Source organism: Desulfonema magnum (assembly GCF_017377395.1).
Classification (GTDB): domain Bacteria; phylum Desulfobacterota; class Desulfobacteria; order Desulfobacterales; family 4be13; genus Desulfonema_C; species Desulfonema_C magnum.
Genome location: NZ_CP061800.1, coordinates 368742 through 388226, shown reverse-complemented (window position 1 = coordinate 388226; position 19485 = coordinate 368742). Strand labels below are relative to the sequence as shown.

Here is a 19485-nt window from a genome sequence, read left to right as displayed (position 1 = left end):
TGAGGCTTTGGAAATTTTTTTTATGAGAGCCTGTTTGAAAAATAAGGAATATGAGTTCAGTGTCCTCGCGGCAAAAAAAGAGCCACAAAGACACGAAGACACAAAGTGACACAAAGAAACTTCGTGCCTTCGTGTCTTCGTGGTAAAAAGAGAGCCATAAAGAAACTTCGTGCCTTCGTGTCTTCGTGGTAAAAAAAGAGCCATAAAGAAACTTCGTGTCTTCGTGGTAAAAAAAGAGCCACAAAGAAACTTCGTGCCTTCGTGTCTTCGTGGTAAAAAGAGAGCCATAAAGAAACTTCGTGCCTTCGTGTCTTCGTGGTAAAAAAGGAGCCATAAAGAAACTTCGTGCCTTCGTGTCTTCGTGGTAAAAAAAAGAGCCACAAAGACACGAAGCCACAAAGTGACACAAAGAAATTTCGTGGCTCCATGGCAAAAAAGGAGCCACAAAGAAACTTCGTGCCTTCGTGTCTTCGTGGTAAAAAAAGAGCCGAAAAGCTGTCTGAAAAGTAAGAAATATGAGCAGTCATAAGAGATAATAATCATATCTCCGTGTCACGGCCGCATTTTTTGAGGACATGTCTTTTAAAAGCGGTGTCAGGGACGGTGTCTGTCTCCTTTTCAGCTTCCCGGGCCTACTTTTCAAACACGCTCTGAGAGCCAGACTTCCGAAGTTTTGGAAACTTCGGAAGTCTTTTTTATGGATAAACGCTTATGAAAAACCCGGGTTTTTCGCCCCCGGTCATGAAAATATTTTCATATAAACAGGCATGGCCTGCCGGTCACAACGAACCATGAAAGTCTCTGCAAAAAACCGCTTCGCTTTATTTTTGCACTCCGGATTTTCATATAAATGGGCATGACCTGCCGGTCACAACGAAGTATGAAAGTTTTGCATTTTTTCCTAACACCTAACACCTAACACCTAACACCTAACACTTTCATATAAAAAACCCGGCGTTTCAAAATGTATTTTCACGGTAAAATTTGAAAACAGCGCATGATCAAACCAGGGGGTTCACCCTTTTGGAGCTTCTTATATCCCTCACCATTATCTCCGTTATTGTGGTGATCATCTCCGGTGCGCTGAGAATCGGTGTCAGGGCCTGGGAAAAAGGAGAGCAGGATATTGAAACCCGTCAGCGATACCGCATTGTTCTTGATCTGATGAAACGCCAGCTGACTTCCATTTGTCTGCGTAAGATGACAGATAAGAGCAGACAGTCTTTTTTTTTAAAGGGGGATAATAAATCACTGGGATTTTTATCTTATAAACACCTGATTCCTGCCAACACATTCGGCACAGTATATGTCAGATATATCGTAAATCCGGGGGAAAATGAGGGCGAGCATCTGATTTTTTATGAGAAGAATATTGTTTTGCTGGCAAAAGATGCAGATATGGATAATCTGAATGAGGACGATTTCCATGATCTTATCCCTGAATTACACAATATTGAGTTTGAATATCTGAAAAAGCAGGCTGAGGGGTTTGAATGGCAGCCATCCTGGGAACCGGAAAATGACAAGGGCATTCCCCTGGCAGTAAAAATTATCTTTAAAAAAGATGCGCTGTCGGCCCCTGTTTCTGTTGTTGTCCGTATGAATCAGGACACAGACGCATGAGATATAAAAAACGGCATTTTTCTCTTTTTCCGGAAAATGAAAACGGCATTGCCTTGTTTCTTGTGTTGTGGGTGCTGACGCTGCTATCGGTCATTGTGGGAGAATTTTGCCACACCATGCGGACAGAGGTGAATATCACCCGTAATTTCAAAGAGGAAACCCAGGCGTATTACATCGCCACAGCAGGTGTGAACGTGGCAATTGCTGAACTGATAAAAAATAAGATGACGCCTCGGAAACCGAAACCGCCTGACGCTGATGTTGAAGCGGAAGAAGACGAAATTGAGTGGCGAATCAACGCTGACATCCCTGCCATCCCGTTTGCTGAGGGTCAGTTTAAGGTTCAAATCGGGAATGAAAGTGGAAAGATCAATATCAACAAGGCAGGGCAGCGTTTGTTGAAAATGGTGTTAAACCGCTTTGAACTTGATGACGATGCAAAGGCTGTGATTACAGATTCCATTTTGGACTGGCGTGACAAAGACAATCTTCACCGTCTGAACGGGGCTGAGGATGATTATTATCTTTCTCTGCCGGAACCTTATGAATGCAAGGACGGGAATTTTGACGCCATAGAAGAGTTATTGCTGGTCAGGGGAATTACACCGGAAATGTTCCATCGCGGACTTAGGGATATGGTCACCATCTATGGAGACGAAGAACAAAAAAAGGATGGCAGGAAAAAAAGCTCCGCGTCTGATAAAATAAACATCAATGCTGCCTCATTGCAAATGTTAAGCTCCCTTCCTGAAATGACAGATGATCTGCTGGAAAAAATCATGGAACACAGGGAGGAGAATGATTTCAAATCACTGAGTGAATTACTTCCCATTGTGGGCGATGAAGTATATTCCGCTGTCAGGCCATTTCTCTCCTCATCAGGAAAATCATTATCTTCTTTTTTTACCATCAAATCTGTGGGAACGACAGAAGGCAGCACCACAACCCGGGGGGTTCAGGTTCTGGTGAAAATAGACACAAAAACAAAAGACAAATATCGTATCATAAAGTGGGTTGATGATATTGGTGATTGGTGATTGGTAATTGACAATTGACAACCGACTACCGACTACTTGGAGGGTTTATATTGTTTTTTCAGTACAGTCTCGGTATTGACATAAAGGATGACAAAATTGCCATTGCATATCTCAGGACCTCTTTTAAAAAGGTCGTGCTTGCAGGCCATGAAATCTATGCGCTGGAGAAAGACAAGTCTTTAAGAGAGAAATTGGAAAGCGTCAGAGAGATGGTTACGGAGTTTATGAGAGAGAACCGGATGAACGGCTCGACAAATATTTTTGTCGGAATTCCGACAGAACTGACGATTTTCAAAGATATTGAATTTCCTTTGGCAGTCAAAGAGAATCTTGGCTCAACGCTCAGATATGAAATGGAAAAACATATTCCGCTGCCCGCGGATGAGGTTCATTTTGATTACCAGATGCTTTCCGAAGATAAGAGGAGCAATCGGCTGAGGGTGCTGCTTATGGTGGCAAAAAAGACCGCTATTGCGCCGTATCTGGATTTTGCCATGTCATTTCCGCATGCTGCATCAGGCACAAAGCGCGGCAGAGGCATTTCCGGCATAGAACCGTGTTCCACTGCCCTGGTCAATTTTTTTGCCTATCACTCGGGGCCGCGCTGGTCCGGATCGGATAATGAATTTCTCGCTCTTCTGAGAAAAGGTGAGCAGAATTCCGTGTCGGAAATACCTCCCGATGTTTCCGGAACCAGTATCCCGTCTTATGAACTGGCCCCGGCCTTCGGACTTGGCCTCAAGGGGCTGTGGAACGCACCCGCTCAAATGAATCTCTTGCCGCGGGAATTCCGAAAAAAGCCGAATAAATCAGGTTACTATGTGATGATGTTTCTCATGGTAATGATGATACTGGCCGGGCTTGCCTGGGGCGGAAGTCATATCCTGAAACAACGGCTCAGGCTCAAAGCATTAGATACGGAGATGACCCGTCTTGTATCAGAAATTAAAAATATTGATCGCATTCAGAGCAGTTTTCAAGAACTGGAAGAAAGACTCAGTTATCTGAACACCCTCCGGCTCAGTCACGTATCCGCTTTGGATATTCTAAGAGAACTCAGCGAAATTATACCTGAAACCGCATGGACACGGGAACTCAGATTTTCTGAAAAAGGAATGCAATTGGAAGGATATGCGGAATCCGCATCCGAACTGATCCCCATTCTGGAAGCCTCTCCGCTTTTTAAAGACGCGGTCTTTCTGTCCACCATCACAAAAGAAAAAGACGGGAAGGAACGATTCAGGATAGGACTTAAAGTGAATTGATAATTGATAATTGATAATTGATAATTGATGATTGATGATTGATGATTGATGATTGATGATTGATGATTGATGATTGATGATTGATGATTGATAATTGATAATTGATAATTGATAATTGATAATTGATAATGAACATATGACTAGGGAAAGAAAATATATACTGATTGGCGGAATGATTCTGCTTCTGTTGGGAGCGATTTATCGCTTCTCTCCGGATGTTGGCGATTTTCAGTTGTTGGGAGATGAAATTGCCATGAAGGAGAGAAAGGTGGTAAAATATCGCTTAATGGCGCAGAAAAGAAACGAGCTTGATGCAAGGCTTATTTCTTTAAACCGGGCGATTGAGCGTGCGGAATCCGGTCTTCTCACGGGTGAGACACCTGCTCTCGCTGCCGTGGATATTCAAAATATCCTCAATGATATCGGAGGGAGAAGCGAGGTGGAGATACAGTCCATGAGGATTTTAAAACCAAAGAAGCCAGATAAAGACTCTCCGGCCAAAGGCCGTTACCTGAGCATTCCAGTTCAAATTACGCTTAATGCAAATATCAGGCAGTTGAAGGAAGTTCTCTATAGCATTGAAACATCTTCGAAACTTTTAAGGATAAGCGATATGAGAGTCAGGGTTCGTAATATCAGACAAACAGAGCAAATCTATTCTACGCTTACCGTTGAAGGGTTTATGAAACTTGAAACTTGAAACTTGAAACTTGAAACTTGAAACTTGAAACTGGAAACTCGAAACTCGAAACTCGAAACTCGAAACTCGAAACTTGAAACTTGAAATTTGAAACTTGAAACTTGAAACTTGAAACTTGAAACTCGAAACTCGAAACTCGAAACTCGAAACTTGAAACTTGAAACTTGAAATTCGAAACTTGAAACTCGAAACTTGAAACTTGAAACTCGAGATCCGTAAGAGAGGGTTCGAAAAGTCCTACAGGGACGGCATATTTGCTTGAAATCCGTAAGAGAGTGTTCGAAAAGTCCCGTAGGGACGGCATATTTGTGGCAGTGACATGCCCCGTGTTTCCGAGTCCCGTAGGGACGGCATCTTTGTAGCAATGATACGCCCCGTGTTTCCGAGTCCCGTAAGGACGGCATATTTGTAGTAGCAATGATATGCGCCGTATCTCCGAGTCCCGTAAGGACGGCATATTTGTAGTAGCAATGATATGCGCCGTATCTCCGAGTCCCGTAAGGACGGCATATTTGTAGTAGCAATGATATGCGCCGTGTCTCCGAGTCCCGTGGGGACGGCATATTTGTAGCAATGATATGCGCCGTATTTGCCGAGTCCCGTAGGGACGGCATATTTGCTTGAAACCTGTAAACTCGGCGAATTTTTTATGCCCATATGTAACTGTTCCGGTTTCCAGTTTCAAGTTCCGAGTTTCATGTTTCATGTTTCAAAGTAAGGAGGGAAGAATATGTTTTCAAAGATATGGCTGATGAATATTGTGTTGGCCGGATGCGCTGTATTTTTCGGGATAAAAGCGCATGATGTATGGGTGGCAAAAGAGAAATCAGTTCCGGCGATTCCGGTGACTCAGAAATCCGTGGCCCAGCCAGGAAAGAGAATTCTGAACAGAAGCGTGCCTCGTGAATCTGTTTACAAATCTGTGACAAATGCCAATCTTTTTTCACCGGACAGGGCAGAGTTCATTCCGGAAGAACCGGAACCTGAGCCTGAAGTCAAGGAACTGAGTCTTTTGGGAAAAAAAATCACCCTGCACGGGGTTGTCATGATGGATGATTATAAATCAGCCCTCATCACCAATCCTAAGAGAGAGGCTGACGAAAGAAAGAATAAATGGGTAAAAGTAGGGGATACGATAGACGATGACTTAGAGGTGGCTGAAATCCGTAAAGAGAGTATTCTTTTGGCCCAGGGGGATAAAAAATATGAAGTGCCTCTTTATGACAAGAGTAAAACAAGAACTCGTGAAAAGGTAAAAAAATCAGCAAAACCCACAGTTGTCGTGTCAGAATCCCAAAAAGCTTCGTCCAAACAAGGAACTTCAGAAAAAGCAGGCGTTTCTGCCCCTGAATTCGAGATGATTGACACGCCTTTTGGAAAAATGAAGCGAAGAGTCAGAAAACCCGAACCAAAGGCGGCTGTGGAAAAAAAAGAAGCGCCCTCCGAACCTGAATTCGAAATCGTTGATACGCCTTTTGGAAAAATAAAACGACGGAAGAATTGAAACTTGAAACTTGAAACTTGAAACTTGAAACTGGAAACTGGAAACTGGAAACTTGAAACTTGAAACTGGAAATTTGGAAGCTAAGACAGGAAATTGGAAATTGAATAATAAAATTGTCAATTATCAATTATCAATTATCAATTTCCTAATCTTTGCCCTCATTCTTTTCGGAGGGTGCGCTGGACAGCCTCCGGTTAAAAATGTACCTGTGATAAAAGTTGAAACAGGCGATGCTGCTGAGGCTTTGGAAAGCAAAAATGCGTCAAAGGAAATCGGTGATGCGGTTAATGCAGAAGAACCAGGACTACGCCCTGTTCCTTTTGAAGATGTCAACAGACAGCGGACACACCGGAAAGAAGTCATAGAAGTACACGAAATCAGGACAGGAAGACCTGCGCCTTCATATGCCGAAGCAGATACATATGATAAAATATCTGCTCCTGAAAAAATGCCCCCTCTCGCCCCTCACCCCTCGCCCCTCACCCCTCGCCCCCCCGCCTCTGGCCCCGGAGACGTTGTCCTGAATTTTGATAATGCTGATCTTTATGAAGTTATCAGAAATATGGCGAAACTTCTGAATATCAGCTATATTGTTGATCCGAATGTTCGGGGAACGGTGACGATTCATACGGCCGGGCAATTGAGAAAAAATGATCTTTTTCCTGTTTTTTTTCAGATATTGGAGGCTAACGGTCTGACAGCGGTGAGAGAGGGCAGCCTTTACAAAATCATCAGCCTCAAAGACGCATCACGAATGCCGGTCACACCGCGGTTCGGATACCCGGATGATGTTTCCCCGGAGGAAAGGATCATCATTCAGATCATCCCGCTCAGATTCATATCTGGCCAGGAAATCACCAAATTGCTGACCCCTTTCATATCGGCTGAGGGGAGCATTATCACTCACGAGGATTCCAATACGCTTCTGGTGGTGGATAAGGCTGTCAACATTCTGAAGGCGTTAAAACTGATCAAGGTATTTGATGTCAATGTGTTTGAAAAGGTGAATCATCGGGTTTATCATCTTGAATATGTCGGGGCCGAAGATACGGCAAAGACCCTTACGGACATTATTAACGCTTACGGGTCTGTGACCAAAGATGCGGTGAAATTTATTCCTGTTGAACGGCTCAACAATCTGATCGTTATCAGTTCTGTCGGTCATATTTTTGATAAAATTCAGCAGATTATCCGGCAAATTGATGTGCCTGTCCATGATATTGAACCAAGAATTTATGTGTATTTTGTAAAAAACGGGGCCGCGGCTGAACTGTCCGAGCTTCTGAACAGTGTTTTTTCAGGAGATTCGTCCTCGGAAAAAGAAAAGGTAATTCAGAAAGACGCGTCCTCGGAATCCAAAAAAAATAAATCAGAACCTGAACCTGTCAGGACACCTTTCGGTGCCATTCGATCCAAGACAAAGAGGACAAAAGCAGAAAGAATCTTATCAGAGACGCAGAGTTCTGGCACGTTAAAAGGAGAGATCAAGATCACCTCGGATGAAATCAGAAATGCCTTGGTGATCGAAGCACTGCCGAGTGATTATGAGCTTATTGAAGACATACTGAAACGTCTTGATGTTTTGCCCAGACAGGTTCTGATTGAGGTGACGGTTGCTGATATTCAACTGAACACAAAGACCGAACTGGGGATTGAATGGAGTTATATCAGAGGATCAGGCAGGCGGCCGGATACTTCGACGCTGGAAGCGAAAATGGGAATCAAAGGTCTGCAATATATGATCGGTCAGGCAGACAGATGGTTTGCCGCACTTTCGGCCCTCGCGTCGGATAAAAAGATAAATATTCTTTCGTCCCCGACAGTTCTTGCGTCTGATAACAAGGAAGCCAAAATCAATATTTCCACTGAAGTGCCTGTTGCCAGCGCAACATATAATAAAGATGATTCGGATGTGATTGAAACCAACATCCAGTACAGGAACACGGGGGTTATTTTGTCTGTCACCCCCCATATTAATGAATACGGTCTGGTGAGCATGGACATCAGTCAGGAGGTCAGCAACCAGTTGGAGGATAATATTCAGGTGGGAAATACGAGTATGCCGGCTTTTTTTAAACGGAGCGTGAATACCAGCCTCACGGTAAAGCATGGGCAGACGATTGTTATCGGGGGGCTGATTCAGCAGACTGATAACAAGGGGACTTCCGGTGTCCCCTGCCTGAACACCATACCAATACTACAGTATTTGTTTGGGAAAAAATCGGATTCCATAGATAAAACAGAATTAATCCTTCTTATCACGCCTCGGGTGATCAGCACGTTGGAGGATATAGATGCTGTGACTGAAGAATTTAAGCATAAAGTCGGGAACATTATAGAGGGAACGAAAAATAGTGGCTCCGAACATATAAATATAAGTGGCCCCGGCAGGTAGCATTTTGCTTCCCCTAAATACTCCTTTCATCCCATTGACTTGTGCATTTCCTTATGAAATAAAACAGTCCGATTTTTTGTGGGACTTTTTGTATCATGTCAGAACCACAGATTGACACAGATTTTACAGATTTCACGGATTGAAAAAATCAGTGAAATTCGTGTAATCCGTGTGAATCTGCGGTTCGGAGGCTTTTGTTTTGCAGGCTGGGAGGTCAGAACCACGGATTGACACGGATTTTACAGATTTCACAGATTGAAAAGAATCAGTGAAATTCGTGTAATCCGTGTGAATCGGTGGTTCAGAGGCTTTTGTTTTACAGGCCGGGAGGTCTGAACCACGGATTGATACAGATGACACGGATTTCACGGATTGAAAAAGAATCAGTGAAATTCGTGTAATCCTTGCAAATCAGTGGTTCGGAGGCTTTTGTTTTGCAGGCCGGGAGGTCTGAACCACGGATTGACACAGATTTTACAGATTTCACGGATTGAAAAGAAATTAGTGTAAATTTTAACTATCTGAAATCAATAATAAAACAGGTAACCCCCAATCTGATAATAACTTATGTAAATGGAAAAAATGTTCCTGATTGTAGCGGATTTTGGGGGATGATTTAACATTCTGAATTTAATGTTCAAAAGAAGTTATCGTGTTTTTTCCGAGGCTGTGTGACAGGATGTCACAACATATTTTAATACAAGACTTCGGAACCCTCCTCAAATCCGTCATAATTAGGAATTTTCTGTGTATCTCGCTATAAATACAAAAAATATTGATTGACAACGAGTTAAAATTAAAATTGTTGAAAAAAGCTTGACACCAAACGAATAAACGTATAAATTCCTTCCTAAAAAATTTGACAATAAATTGCCCTCTTTCTATGTAAAGGGAATGTGTAAAGTAATTTACAGGGGGAAAACCAGATAATTTTTAACTCTGCTGATATGGATTCGCGGATTCAGGGAAATTTTAAAGTGAAAGTAATCCTTTTTCACTGCAGACAATTTTCTGCATTTTAATCACGTTTAACCGTTTGTTAGCTAAAAGCGGGTGAATGTGATTTTTAATTTATCCAACCAGCAGTTTCAGATAAACACGGATTCCATAAAAAGATTTTTATAAAATGAAAAGGAGGTGGTGTAAAAAACATTTGCTTATAAGATTGGGTAGTTTTTTATAAGGCTTTGAGTTTAAACACGAGAATCAATTTATTGTGAGGAGAGGAAGGAATGAAAGAGAAAAAAGTATTGGCTATACTGATCGCAGTGATAGGCTTGTTTACGTTTGCCACAACAGCCATCGGAGCAGATGAAGAAGTAAATGCGGAAGCTCTGTGCTTTGACTGTCCCAAGTGTGAGCCTGGAAATGTCCCTTGTTATGAAGAGACAACAATAGATCTGGGACAGGGGCGAACAACAACTGAAAAAAAAGAACTGAATCCTTTTGATTATGATGGAAATCCTACAGCAGAGGGCGGATTCGGACCGTATGGTTATTGCGAGGGAGCCGGATTTAACAAAATTGAAAATCCTTACAGAAATTGTAAGCTGATTTTGGACATCTGTACCTGCCCTGAGAAATGTAATTTGCTGCCTGGCGAGCAAATGGGTGTTCAGATGAGAATTACAACACCAGGTGTTTTCTGGGCTGACCCGGACATGAACACTGTTTACTTTGATCTGTTTTCAGGTACTCCGGAACAGTTCCCGTCCAGTATGTGCGCTGTTGACAGTAGTAAGCTTCCCACACTCACCAAAATGACTGAAGTGGATGGACAGGTGCGGGATTTCGGTGAGGTAAAATATTACAGAACAGTAAACGACGTTGCTATGACTGACGGTACTGTCAGTTGGGAAATGAAGGACGAGGGAACACCTTTGGCCGGCGCTCACACAGGTATGGTTGTCGGAAACAACAGAGTCATAGCTTTGGAATCTGTTATAGACACAGATTATGTAATTCAGGATGATGACGACGGAAAATGCAAAATTTGGATTGACGTACCTGCCATGCGTATTGACAGCACCGCAAAGAAGGGTGATGCAATCAATGTTGAAGTACGTCTCCTTTTCCAGCGTGAAAAATCAGGTCTGTGCCCCACATGTAATCCTCCCCGTTCCTGCGGATGTACTCGTCAGGTCGGTATCGTATGTTGCGAAACTGCGGACACCACAAAGGGCTGCATGTTTTTCCCCTATGTCATCCAGAATTACGGCGGATGGCAGGCCGGAATTGGTGTGAGTGCTCTGGTTGATGAGCTTCCTAATGAGGCATGGTGTAATCTGACATTGAAAGATCAGAAGGGAAACATCGCTACTTACAAAAAGACTGATATGGGAAACAGTCTGGTCTGGGCTTTTGTTTTGGATCAGATCATGGATAAATTCGATAAAACTCTTGAACCTGGTGTCGTGTCTTTGAAAATAGAGTCAAATTACCGCATGGACGGTTTCTCCTTCATGCTGGGTGATATGAACGGAAGCTATTTTGGTGCCGGCGCACTGGCAAGAGGTTGTGAGAATTCTTGTTGTCCGTAAAACACAGGGTGTCACAGAAATAAAGAACTGTTTTTTATAAGACGGCTCTGTTTTTAATAGTAAGTGAATGGGTGAGATTATGTGTGATCTCACCCATTACTTTTTGAGCCTTATTCAAATGTAAGGTGGGTGGAGCGAAGCGCAACCCACACCGCACAAGGTGGGTTGCGCTTCGCTCCACCCACCCTACATTTTCTGAACGCGGAACTCCGAAATCAAAAGGGCATTATGAAAAAAACTATCTGTAACATAATAATATTATGGGCAAGTATTTTTATTGTCTTCTCCTGTGTTTCTCAGGCAGCCGCGTCAGACGTTATTTGTCCTGCCTGGAAAATAGGAGACAAATGGTTGGTAAAATCTGTTTACCAATCACCGTTAAAGAAAGACAGTTGGTCTGCTCCTGTTTACTGGGAATATAGAGTTACAGGCTGTGAAAAGAGTGGTTCGGAAGATTGCTATATAATTAGTGTAAAAGATCACGATGGCAGTTTGAATCTAACTGCAAAGCTTACTTATCGCCTGGAGCGCGGGGAGAAATCTTTTGCTGTCCCTGTACTTGTGAAATCGGAAATAAAAAAAAAACGCCGCGGCAAACCAATCACCAAAACGCTGACTTATGATAAAAAAATTCCCATTCGAACCGAACAAACCCTGATCCCCTTCGATATGCCAGTCTTCCCGCTTCGTTTCCCATCCTCTGATGATTTTACGGTAATAAAACATGTCTCCCAGACGCTCAGAACCTCAGAAATGCTCAGGCAGGAAGTTCGGAAAGTTCAAGGCGGAATAAAAGAACTCCCTGAGTGGTCAGGAAAAAGAGAATTGACTGAAGTTAAATGTATTTCAAACAATAACGCTCTCATTTTTGTTCAATATTGGTGTGAAGATTTCTTATGGCCCCTTTTTGGACGGAATGGAAATATGCAATATTGGCTGGTGGAAAAGTGAAAAATCATTTGTCTGAAAAAAAACAAAGTTTTTTTAAAAAAAAATATTTTTTCTTTTTTATTCTGACGGTTGTTCTTTTGTTGTCCTTTTCCCATAAAACAGAATGCGCCACATTTGAAGCAGACTACACTCCCTGGTCCGGTTACTGGTGGTCTGCAATTCGGGGAACATTGGTTACAGGAGTCGGATATCTCGGGCACCCGGCACCGCTTGAAAAATATGATTATGTCACCAGTGGTACTTATGACGGCCCGGCTATCCGTTACGGCATGGAACATTTGTATAATAGTGATGCAGAGTTATGGGAGGGATTGTGCTTTTGCTGGTCAGCGGCCTCTGTTTTAGAGGAAGAGCCTGTTCACAAAGGAATATATAAGGACACTGTCTTTTATGTGGGAGATAAAAAAGGTCTTCTGACTGCTGTTTATCACGGAACCCTCTTTAACAGCTATTCCACAGATACCCCGGAGGATTTTCACCGGCTGTTGGAAGATTTTATCGCAGGTCAGAAAACCCCCATTATTATGGATCTGGGCGACAACGGAGAAAGCTGGAACTATCCGGTCTTCAAGTATGATACGGATTATACTCAGGAAGGCAATATCAGACATTACACAACCACCATCTATCATGCCATGGATGAAGTTCCTCCTGATTTTATTGGCACACTGATCAGAACAGTCACCTTTTATTATTATTTTGTATTGGATGAAAATGGGAACATTACAGAAAGCGGATGGGAAAAAGGAACAACCCCCCCGGTCAATGCCAGTGAGCCTTTTGGCACAGAGCCGCTTAATCCTGATATGAGCTATGAACAGGTAAAAGAAATTGTAAATACAACCGACGATCCTTTTGAAGATAATAATTCTTCTGAAAATGCAGTGTCCCTCTCAAGCGGTTCTTATCCGATGATCGCGGGTGACAGTGATTATTTCAAAGTTGAACTGAAAAAAGGGAACAGGCTCACTGTCCGTGTGACCACGGATGAGCAGGGTGATGATACCGAACTGAAAACGTATCTGAGGACTTATACACCTGATGGTCAGCTAATACAGGAAACGACTGGCAGGGGGGAGCAGGTGTTTTCAGCCAATGATCAGGAAGGCGCATATGTTTTTGAAATTTCTCCGTCCAAAAACGCTGAGGAACCTGTTTATCATCTGACGGTCTTACAAAGTCTTTCATACAGAGGGATATATCCTGTTTACCCTTCGGGGCAATGGTGCAACGGTCTGGCGCTTCTGATTCCCGACAGGGGAGATGCCCACAGAGCCATCATTTCTCTCATGGACAAACAGGGGTTTCCCCAAAAAAGCTACAATGACAATTCATCTCTCCGCCATCTGTCCGGAACAATAGCGAATACTTTCGGACTTTCCTCCCCTTCCGAATCCGAATACATAAGGATTGACGCTGATTTGCCATTTACGGGGCTTCAGATTGGTGTGGCCAGGGATTCTTTAATGTCAGGAGCAAATTTTATTTCAATGAATGAGGCTTCCTCGAAGATTGTTTTCCCCCGCTTTGAAACTATGGGCTGGATAGGCGGCTGGCAGACCCTCTTCGGAATGGTCAATATGGGTGACCAGGCAGAAGAAATTGTCCGCCAGACTTATGATGAAAACGGACAGTTTCTGGCGTCGGACACCATTGAACTTTCCCCGGGTCAGAAAGTGGAAGATGAATCCCTCGATATTTTGAACTCGGATGCCAAAACCATGGTCGCCTCTGCCGCTAGCGGAAGAAACTGTCTGGCAGGTTACGTTCAGTTTCGTAATGGTTCCGGAGGAACAGCGTTTATGCCCCTGACAAGGGAAAGAGGCAATGAATTTACAGTGCCGCACATTGCTTCTGACGATCACTGGTGGACAAATATCACAGTGATGAACACTGGCGAAGATGATTCTGCCGTAACATTTTCAGCCTATGATTCAGAGGGGAATCTTATTGGAATTTCCGAGCAAAAGCTGAAGGCCAGACAGAATTTTATAAGCAATATCAAAGAGATATTTTCTGAAATTTTAAATGATGGTATTGCAGCCATGAAGATTGTCGGAGATGGCAGCCCCTTGAACGGAATACTGCTTTACGGAACTCGTGATAATTTTCAGATGGCAGGTATGCCGCTCCCATCTTCGGGAGGAGCTGCTTCGTCATTATATCTGCCTCATATTGCCTGCATTGATGCCTGGTGGAACGGAATTGGTATCATGAATACTGGTAATTCATCCACAAATATTTCTCTTTCTGCTTTTAATAAAAAAGGACATCTTCTGGATGTTATAAGAAAGCATCTGAATCCGAACCAGCGTCTGTCCGATACCATAGGGAATTTATTTGGTGATGAGGTTTCCCGGTCTGCCAGATATGTCAAAATCAAATCTTACGAGGGACAGCCTTTGACCGGTGTTTATCTAATAGGCTCAAATGATGGCTCTCGTCTTATGGGAGATATGTTAGTGACTGGTGATTTGTGATTTGTGATTGGGGATTAGTGATTGATGACAAAAAATCACAATTTTATAAATCACCAATCACCAATCACCAATCACAATGTTATAAATCACAAATCACCATTGACAAATCACAAACCACAAATCACAATGAAATTTATTGGCTATCACGGAACAGACGCGAACAATATTGACAGCATTTTTAATCAGGGCTATAAATTTTCTGGGAAAAAAGAATGGTTCGGTGAGGGGATATATTTTTTTGAAGATATGTCACCTTTGACAAATGGTTTTACGGAAGCCAGAAACTGGGCAATCAAGGTTAAGCATCTGAAACACTGGGCAGTATTTCAAGCCGAAATAGAAACTGACCTTTATATTGATCTGGTGTTTAATGATGAGCATAAAAAATTGTTCAGAGAAATAAAGGAGATGCTTTTAGGATTTCATAAAAAATCAGGGAAAAATTTGAAAAATTTTTCAGACAGGGCTGTATTCAATTTGATGGCCAAAGAGAAGAAAGCAGAACTTATCAGAGCGCCGGTTAATGCCGGAAAATTCGGCGGATATTATTCGCCGATTATAGAAAAATTTCAGATACAAATTTGTGTAAAACAGCCTGAATGTATAAAGAAAAATGTACTTTATAAAACTGGGGGGAAATATGAATCCGGGAACAGAGATTCTGAAAGAAATTCTTAATAAAGTGAAAGCAATGACGCTTGAAGACTATGAACAACTTTTTGAAGAATCACAAAAACTTGACAATATTGATTTTATTAATATTGAATTTGTGTCTTCAGTAGCTTACAAGCACCCTGCTTATATAAAGAATATTTACGGAACATTCGAAACTGGTGCTGACATCATTGATCATGAAAACATTATTACAGATTATGAAAGGTCGGATACTTATATTGAAACAGAAATGACTCTTTTAATAGCTGCATAAAAAAATTATAATAATTCAAGGGAAAATTCCGTTAGTAAAGAGGTTTTTTCCGACAGGATTTTTAATATGACTGAAGAAAGTCCGTTCCGATTCGTAGGCTACCGTATTAGTAAGATACATTGTGAAATTGAAGACGGCTTTGACCCTAAAAATCTGAAGTTGTCACAATCCGTCGAAGTTCAGCAAAATTATGACGAAGATAAAAAGCGCTTCGTTGAAGTCATTATGGATGTTTCTCTCGAAGCTGAATCTTTCAAATTTTTTATCAGAATGAAGGGCGGATTTCTCGGAACCGAAGATATGTCACAGGAACTTTTTGAGAAGCTTGCCACTCAGAATTCCCCTGCAATAATGTATCCTTTTGCTCGCAGCATAATTACCAGCTACACCGCACAGGCAAATATTCCGCCTATAATTTTACCTGCCATTAATTTTGCTGCCAAGTTTAAACAAAATAATAAAAGAAGCGTAGAAACAACAGACTGCCCTGCCTCTGTTGAATCAAAATGAATATCTGATAATCAGTATTGAGGCACCGAATTTACCCTATATACATCAGCCTGAAATCATAACTTTTCGGGCGGTTCTGTTGCAAATTTTTGCTGTACAGGTTTTTGTTCCCTTACAAAATATTTATCAAAGATGATTTGGTAAAACTTTTCGGACGAGCTTTCAATCTCTGTCCGGCAAGGAATTATGACGCCGTTTAAACGCTTACATATTGTAACCCTAAATGATTTGTGGAAAATTATATATAGAAAGAAACTTTTATAAATCATTTAGGACTACAATATTTACATATCTCGACAGTCGTAAATTCTCATAACATGTTGAAATTATTGATGCATAAAAAAATGGATATGAAATACTCTAAGACAATGATTTTAGATACTTATGGGGATGTCTGACAACTGACAACCGGCAACTGACAACTGACAATTGATGAGTACATAGGAGAATTGTCTTGAAACAATTTTTTATTTCAATTTGTTTGGCGATGGCTTTGTCAATAGGATTGCCATTAGCCAGTTTTGCTAAAAAAAACATAACCATACTTTATACGGGTGACATAGAGGGCCATATCACAGCGATGCGCGGCTGAGGAGGAAAAAGTTCGGGCGGTCTGGCCCGAAGCTCAACTGTTATGAATTGGACCAGAAACAAGGAAGGTGAAGTACTTCTGTTAGATTGCGGAGGACTTTTTCCACTTCATGGTCAGAGTCGGAAAAGGATGGCTGAACTCGGTTTGGAAGCAATGGGCATCATGGGCTACGCTGCCATGAATGCCGGATGGAATGAACTCTGGCTTGGCACTGATTTTTTAAAAGAGGCAAGTTCAAAAGCTGGTGTTCCCCTGATTACCTCAAATTTGGTTTACAAGGATAGCGGGCTTCCTTTTGGAAAAAAATATGCCATCAGAAAGGTGGGAGATGTCACTGTCGGCATACTCGGAATCATGCCTCCGGAACCGACTTCTGACAGATCCGGACCGCCAATGACTTCCGACACATGCCAAAAACAGCGAAGGCTCAGAAAAAATGATGATGTAAATGACAAAACACGGATTACAGAACTGTTGGAGATTCTTCCACCTGAAGAGGCTGTCAAAAGTCTGGTGCCCGAGGTCAGAAAACAAGCTGATATTGTCATTCTGCTTTCTCAATGCGGATTTGAGGCGACCCGTCTGATGATGAACAATACAGAGGGCATTGATCTGGGGATAACCGGTCAGACCCGAAAGCGAATATCTCCTGAAAAAAGGAAAGGTGTTCCTGTTTTAGACGCAGTTTATCATGGCAGATATCTCGGATCTGTCAGGCTGACATTGGGTGATAACGGTAAACTTATTAAAAATGAAGCAAAAATCTTAAAGCTGGGTGATATGGTTCCGTTTGATACCCGAATTCTTAAAATAACAGGCGATGATGTTAAAAAGAAAGTCCGAGAAGAAGAGAGACAAAAAATGGAAGAAGAAGCAAGAGCATTGCTAAAATTAACCCCCTATGAATATTATCAACTGCTGATGAAAGAACAGCAAGCTAGAGGTAGAAAATGAATTATCGTTCGACAGGTGTAATTTTTGTTGTATTTGTTGCTCTTTTGATGTTTACCGCCTGCACAAAAAAGGAAGCTTTGCGACATTCGGTTACATCTTCACAGATTGCGGTGTCCGCCATAAAGAATAATACTGAGGAAGCTTTGCGACAACGGGTCCGGACAGAATGGGAGGCGAGAGTCAGCAAAGAGTTGGGGACCATTTATGATATGACAGTAAAGCATTTTCAACAAAAAGTGACTCGGGATAAGTTTCTTCAGAAACCCCATATCAATATAAAAGCATTTTCCATTAAGGAAGTGGAAATGAGAAAACCTGGTCAGGAAGCCACTGTCAAAGTTGACTTTACAACGGATCAGATGGGCATTGAATTTACCTTTACCAAAGAAGAAAAATGGGTATGGGAAGATGGCGCGTGGTGTCTGAATATTTCATCTGCCAAACCGATGCTTCCATCTGGGAATAAAAAGTAATTTTCATTGGGTCTGAACCACGGATTAGCACAGATGACACGGATTTCGCAGATTCAAAAAATCCGTGAAATCCGTGTCATCTGTATAAATCCGTGGTTCAGAGGCTGTCATCAGGTCTGAACCACAGATGACCACAGATGACACGGATTTCGCAGATTGAAAAGAATTCGTGCAATCAGAGATATCCGTGTGAATCTGTGGTTCAGAGGCTGTCATCAGGTCTGAACCACAGATTGAAAAGAATCCGTGAAATCCGTGTCATCCGTATAAATCCGTGGTTCAGAGGCTTTCAACAGGTCTGAACCACAGATTGACGCAGATTGAACGGATTTCACAGATTGAACGGATTTCACAGATTGAAAAAAATCCGTGCAATCGCTGAAATCCGTATGAATCCGTGGTTCAGAGGCTTTCATCAGGTCTGAACCACAGATTACCACAGATGACACGGATTTCACAGATTGAAAAAAAATCAGAGAAATCAGAGAAATTCGTTTGAATCCGTGGTTCAGGAGCTTTTCAGGTTTGAACCACAGATTAACGCAGATCACATTTCGCAGATTGAAAAAAATAAGTGCGATTAATGAAAAAATTCCGTCAAAATCAACCTCTGGAACAGCGACAGTGGCAATGTCAAAATGTGTTGCCGGTCAACTGTAATTTTTGCGGCCATTCAAATGACAGGATCATAGCAAAAGAAAATGGTCTGATAATTACAGAATGCCAAAAGTGCGGTCTTGTCTATGTCAATCCCCGTCCCACGGATGATGAAATAAAAAAATTTTATCAGCAATATTTGCACCCGGCAACGAGTTCCCGGTGGAAAGAAGTGACGGTCAGCCTTTTCCACACGGACATTAAAAGGATAGAACGCTATCAGCCAGAGGGCAGAATTCTGGATATCGGTTGCGGATTTGGTTTTTTTCTGAGCCTCATGCAAAAGAGGGGATGGGAAGTTTATGGGTGTGATCTGTCGGAAGCTGGTGTAAAATACGCCACCGAATATCTGAAACTGACCGGAATAAAATACGGTCCTTTTCAGAAACATATTTACCCGCCGAATTATTTTGACGTGATCAGCGCCTGGTATGTATTGCATCATGCTGCTGACCCCAGACAGGTACTGAGAAATGCCCATGCTTCACTGAAAAAAGGCGGTATCATTGCCATCAGAGTTCCCAATCATAACCTTTTCAAGTGGTTATGGTGGTTAAAAAAATTCGATTGCCACGCGCTCCGAAGCCTGTTAAGAACAATACGGAAAGAGACTGCTGATCCGCGAGTTCCTTACAATGTCCTTGATCCGCCTGTTCATCTTTATGCCTTTACCCCTGAAATTCTGGCCAGTTTTTTAGAGGACACCGGCTTTTCAATAGTCAGGATTTATAATGATGGCATGGTAAACCGTGGAAATTTCTTTAACCGGATCATTGACGGAACCATTACTCATGCCGCGGATATCATAAAGCAGATCAGTAAAGACAAAACAGATATTTCAATCTCTTTTTCGATATATGCAAAAAAGGTGTGATG

The 19485-nt window shown here is 42.1% G+C and carries 16 protein-coding genes; 15 read left to right on the top strand and 1 reads right to left on the bottom strand.

Annotation, left to right across the window (positions count from 1 at the left end):
* The first annotated feature begins 984 nt into the window (after nucleotides 1–984).
* From dnm_RS01565 to gspM, 4 genes are all read left to right on the top strand, one after another.
* On the top strand, nucleotides 985–1623 hold the full coding sequence (locus dnm_RS01565) for a PulJ/GspJ family protein (RefSeq protein WP_276571839.1): 639 nt from the start codon (nucleotides 985–987) through the stop codon (nucleotides 1621–1623).
* Entirely contained in the window at nucleotides 1620–2660 is a 1041-nt protein-coding gene (locus tag dnm_RS01560; protein WP_207680970.1) for a type II secretion system minor pseudopilin, read from the top strand. The genes dnm_RS01565 and dnm_RS01560 overlap by 4 nt, the downstream gene beginning before the upstream one ends.
* Nucleotides 2661–2710: 50 nt before the next feature.
* On the top strand, nucleotides 2711–3925 hold the full coding sequence (locus dnm_RS01555) for a PilN domain-containing protein (RefSeq protein WP_207680969.1): 1215 nt from the start codon (nucleotides 2711–2713) through the stop codon (nucleotides 3923–3925).
* A gap of 136 nt (nucleotides 3926–4061) precedes the next feature.
* Nucleotides 4062–4625 carry a type II secretion system protein GspM gene (gene gspM, locus dnm_RS01550; RefSeq protein ID WP_207680968.1) on the top strand — a complete coding sequence of 188 codons (564 nt, stop codon included), beginning with the start codon at nucleotides 4062–4064 and terminating at the stop codon, nucleotides 4623–4625.
* On the opposite strand, the gene dnm_RS01545 is transcribed toward gspM, so the two are convergent.
* The gene (locus tag dnm_RS01545; protein ID WP_207680967.1) at nucleotides 4606–5310 is read right to left on the bottom strand and encodes a hypothetical protein; all 705 of its coding nucleotides are present in this window, start codon (nucleotides 5308–5310) and stop codon (nucleotides 4606–4608) included. The genes gspM and dnm_RS01545 overlap by 20 nt on opposite strands.
* A gap of 45 nt (nucleotides 5311–5355) precedes the next feature.
* Between dnm_RS01545 and dnm_RS01540 the strand changes: the two genes are divergently transcribed.
* From dnm_RS01540 to dnm_RS01490, 11 genes are all read left to right on the top strand, one after another.
* Complete coding sequence (locus dnm_RS01540; RefSeq protein WP_207680966.1) at nucleotides 5356–6129, top strand: hypothetical protein; 774 nt, start codon at nucleotides 5356–5358, stop codon at nucleotides 6127–6129.
* Nucleotides 6130–6229: 100 nt separating this feature from the next.
* Nucleotides 6230–8524 carry a type II secretion system secretin GspD gene (gspD, locus tag dnm_RS01535; RefSeq protein ID WP_207680965.1) on the top strand — a complete coding sequence of 765 codons (2295 nt, stop codon included), beginning with the start codon at nucleotides 6230–6232 and terminating at the stop codon, nucleotides 8522–8524.
* Between the two features lie 1232 nt (nucleotides 8525–9756).
* The gene (locus dnm_RS01530; RefSeq protein WP_207680964.1) at nucleotides 9757–11064 is read left to right on the top strand and encodes a hypothetical protein; all 1308 of its coding nucleotides are present in this window, start codon (nucleotides 9757–9759) and stop codon (nucleotides 11062–11064) included.
* A gap of 228 nt (nucleotides 11065–11292) precedes the next feature.
* Complete coding sequence (locus dnm_RS01525) at nucleotides 11293–12015, top strand: hypothetical protein (protein WP_207680963.1); 723 nt, start codon at nucleotides 11293–11295, stop codon at nucleotides 12013–12015.
* A 77-nt stretch (nucleotides 12016–12092) separates the two neighbouring features.
* Nucleotides 12093–14495 (top strand): hypothetical protein, encoded by a 2403-nt coding sequence (locus tag dnm_RS01520; RefSeq protein WP_207680962.1) that lies wholly within the window; start codon nucleotides 12093–12095, stop codon nucleotides 14493–14495.
* Nucleotides 14496–14621: 126 nt separating this feature from the next.
* Nucleotides 14622–15173: a poly(ADP-ribose) polymerase family protein gene (locus dnm_RS01515; protein ID WP_207680961.1), complete on the top strand. Its 552-nt coding sequence runs from the start codon at nucleotides 14622–14624 to the stop codon at nucleotides 15171–15173.
* Nucleotides 15136–15423, top strand: a complete 288-nt coding sequence (locus dnm_RS01510; RefSeq protein WP_207680960.1) for a hypothetical protein — start codon at nucleotides 15136–15138, stop codon at nucleotides 15421–15423. The genes dnm_RS01515 and dnm_RS01510 overlap by 38 nt, the downstream gene beginning before the upstream one ends.
* Before the next feature lie 66 nt (nucleotides 15424–15489).
* Complete coding sequence (locus dnm_RS01505) at nucleotides 15490–15933, top strand: protein-export chaperone SecB (protein WP_207680959.1); 444 nt, start codon at nucleotides 15490–15492, stop codon at nucleotides 15931–15933.
* Between the two features lie 634 nt (nucleotides 15934–16567).
* Nucleotides 16568–17479, top strand: coding sequence for a bifunctional UDP-sugar hydrolase/5'-nucleotidase (locus dnm_RS01500; RefSeq protein ID WP_207680958.1), 912 nt, complete (start codon nucleotides 16568–16570; stop codon nucleotides 17477–17479).
* A complete protein-coding gene (locus dnm_RS01495) occupies nucleotides 17476–17952 on the top strand; it encodes a hypothetical protein (protein ID WP_207680957.1) in 477 nt (158 codons plus the stop codon). The genes dnm_RS01500 and dnm_RS01495 overlap by 4 nt, the downstream gene beginning before the upstream one ends.
* 583 nt (nucleotides 17953–18535) lie before the next feature.
* Complete coding sequence (locus tag dnm_RS01490) at nucleotides 18536–19483, top strand: class I SAM-dependent methyltransferase (protein WP_207680956.1); 948 nt, start codon at nucleotides 18536–18538, stop codon at nucleotides 19481–19483.
* Nucleotides 19484–19485: the final 2 nt, after the last annotated feature.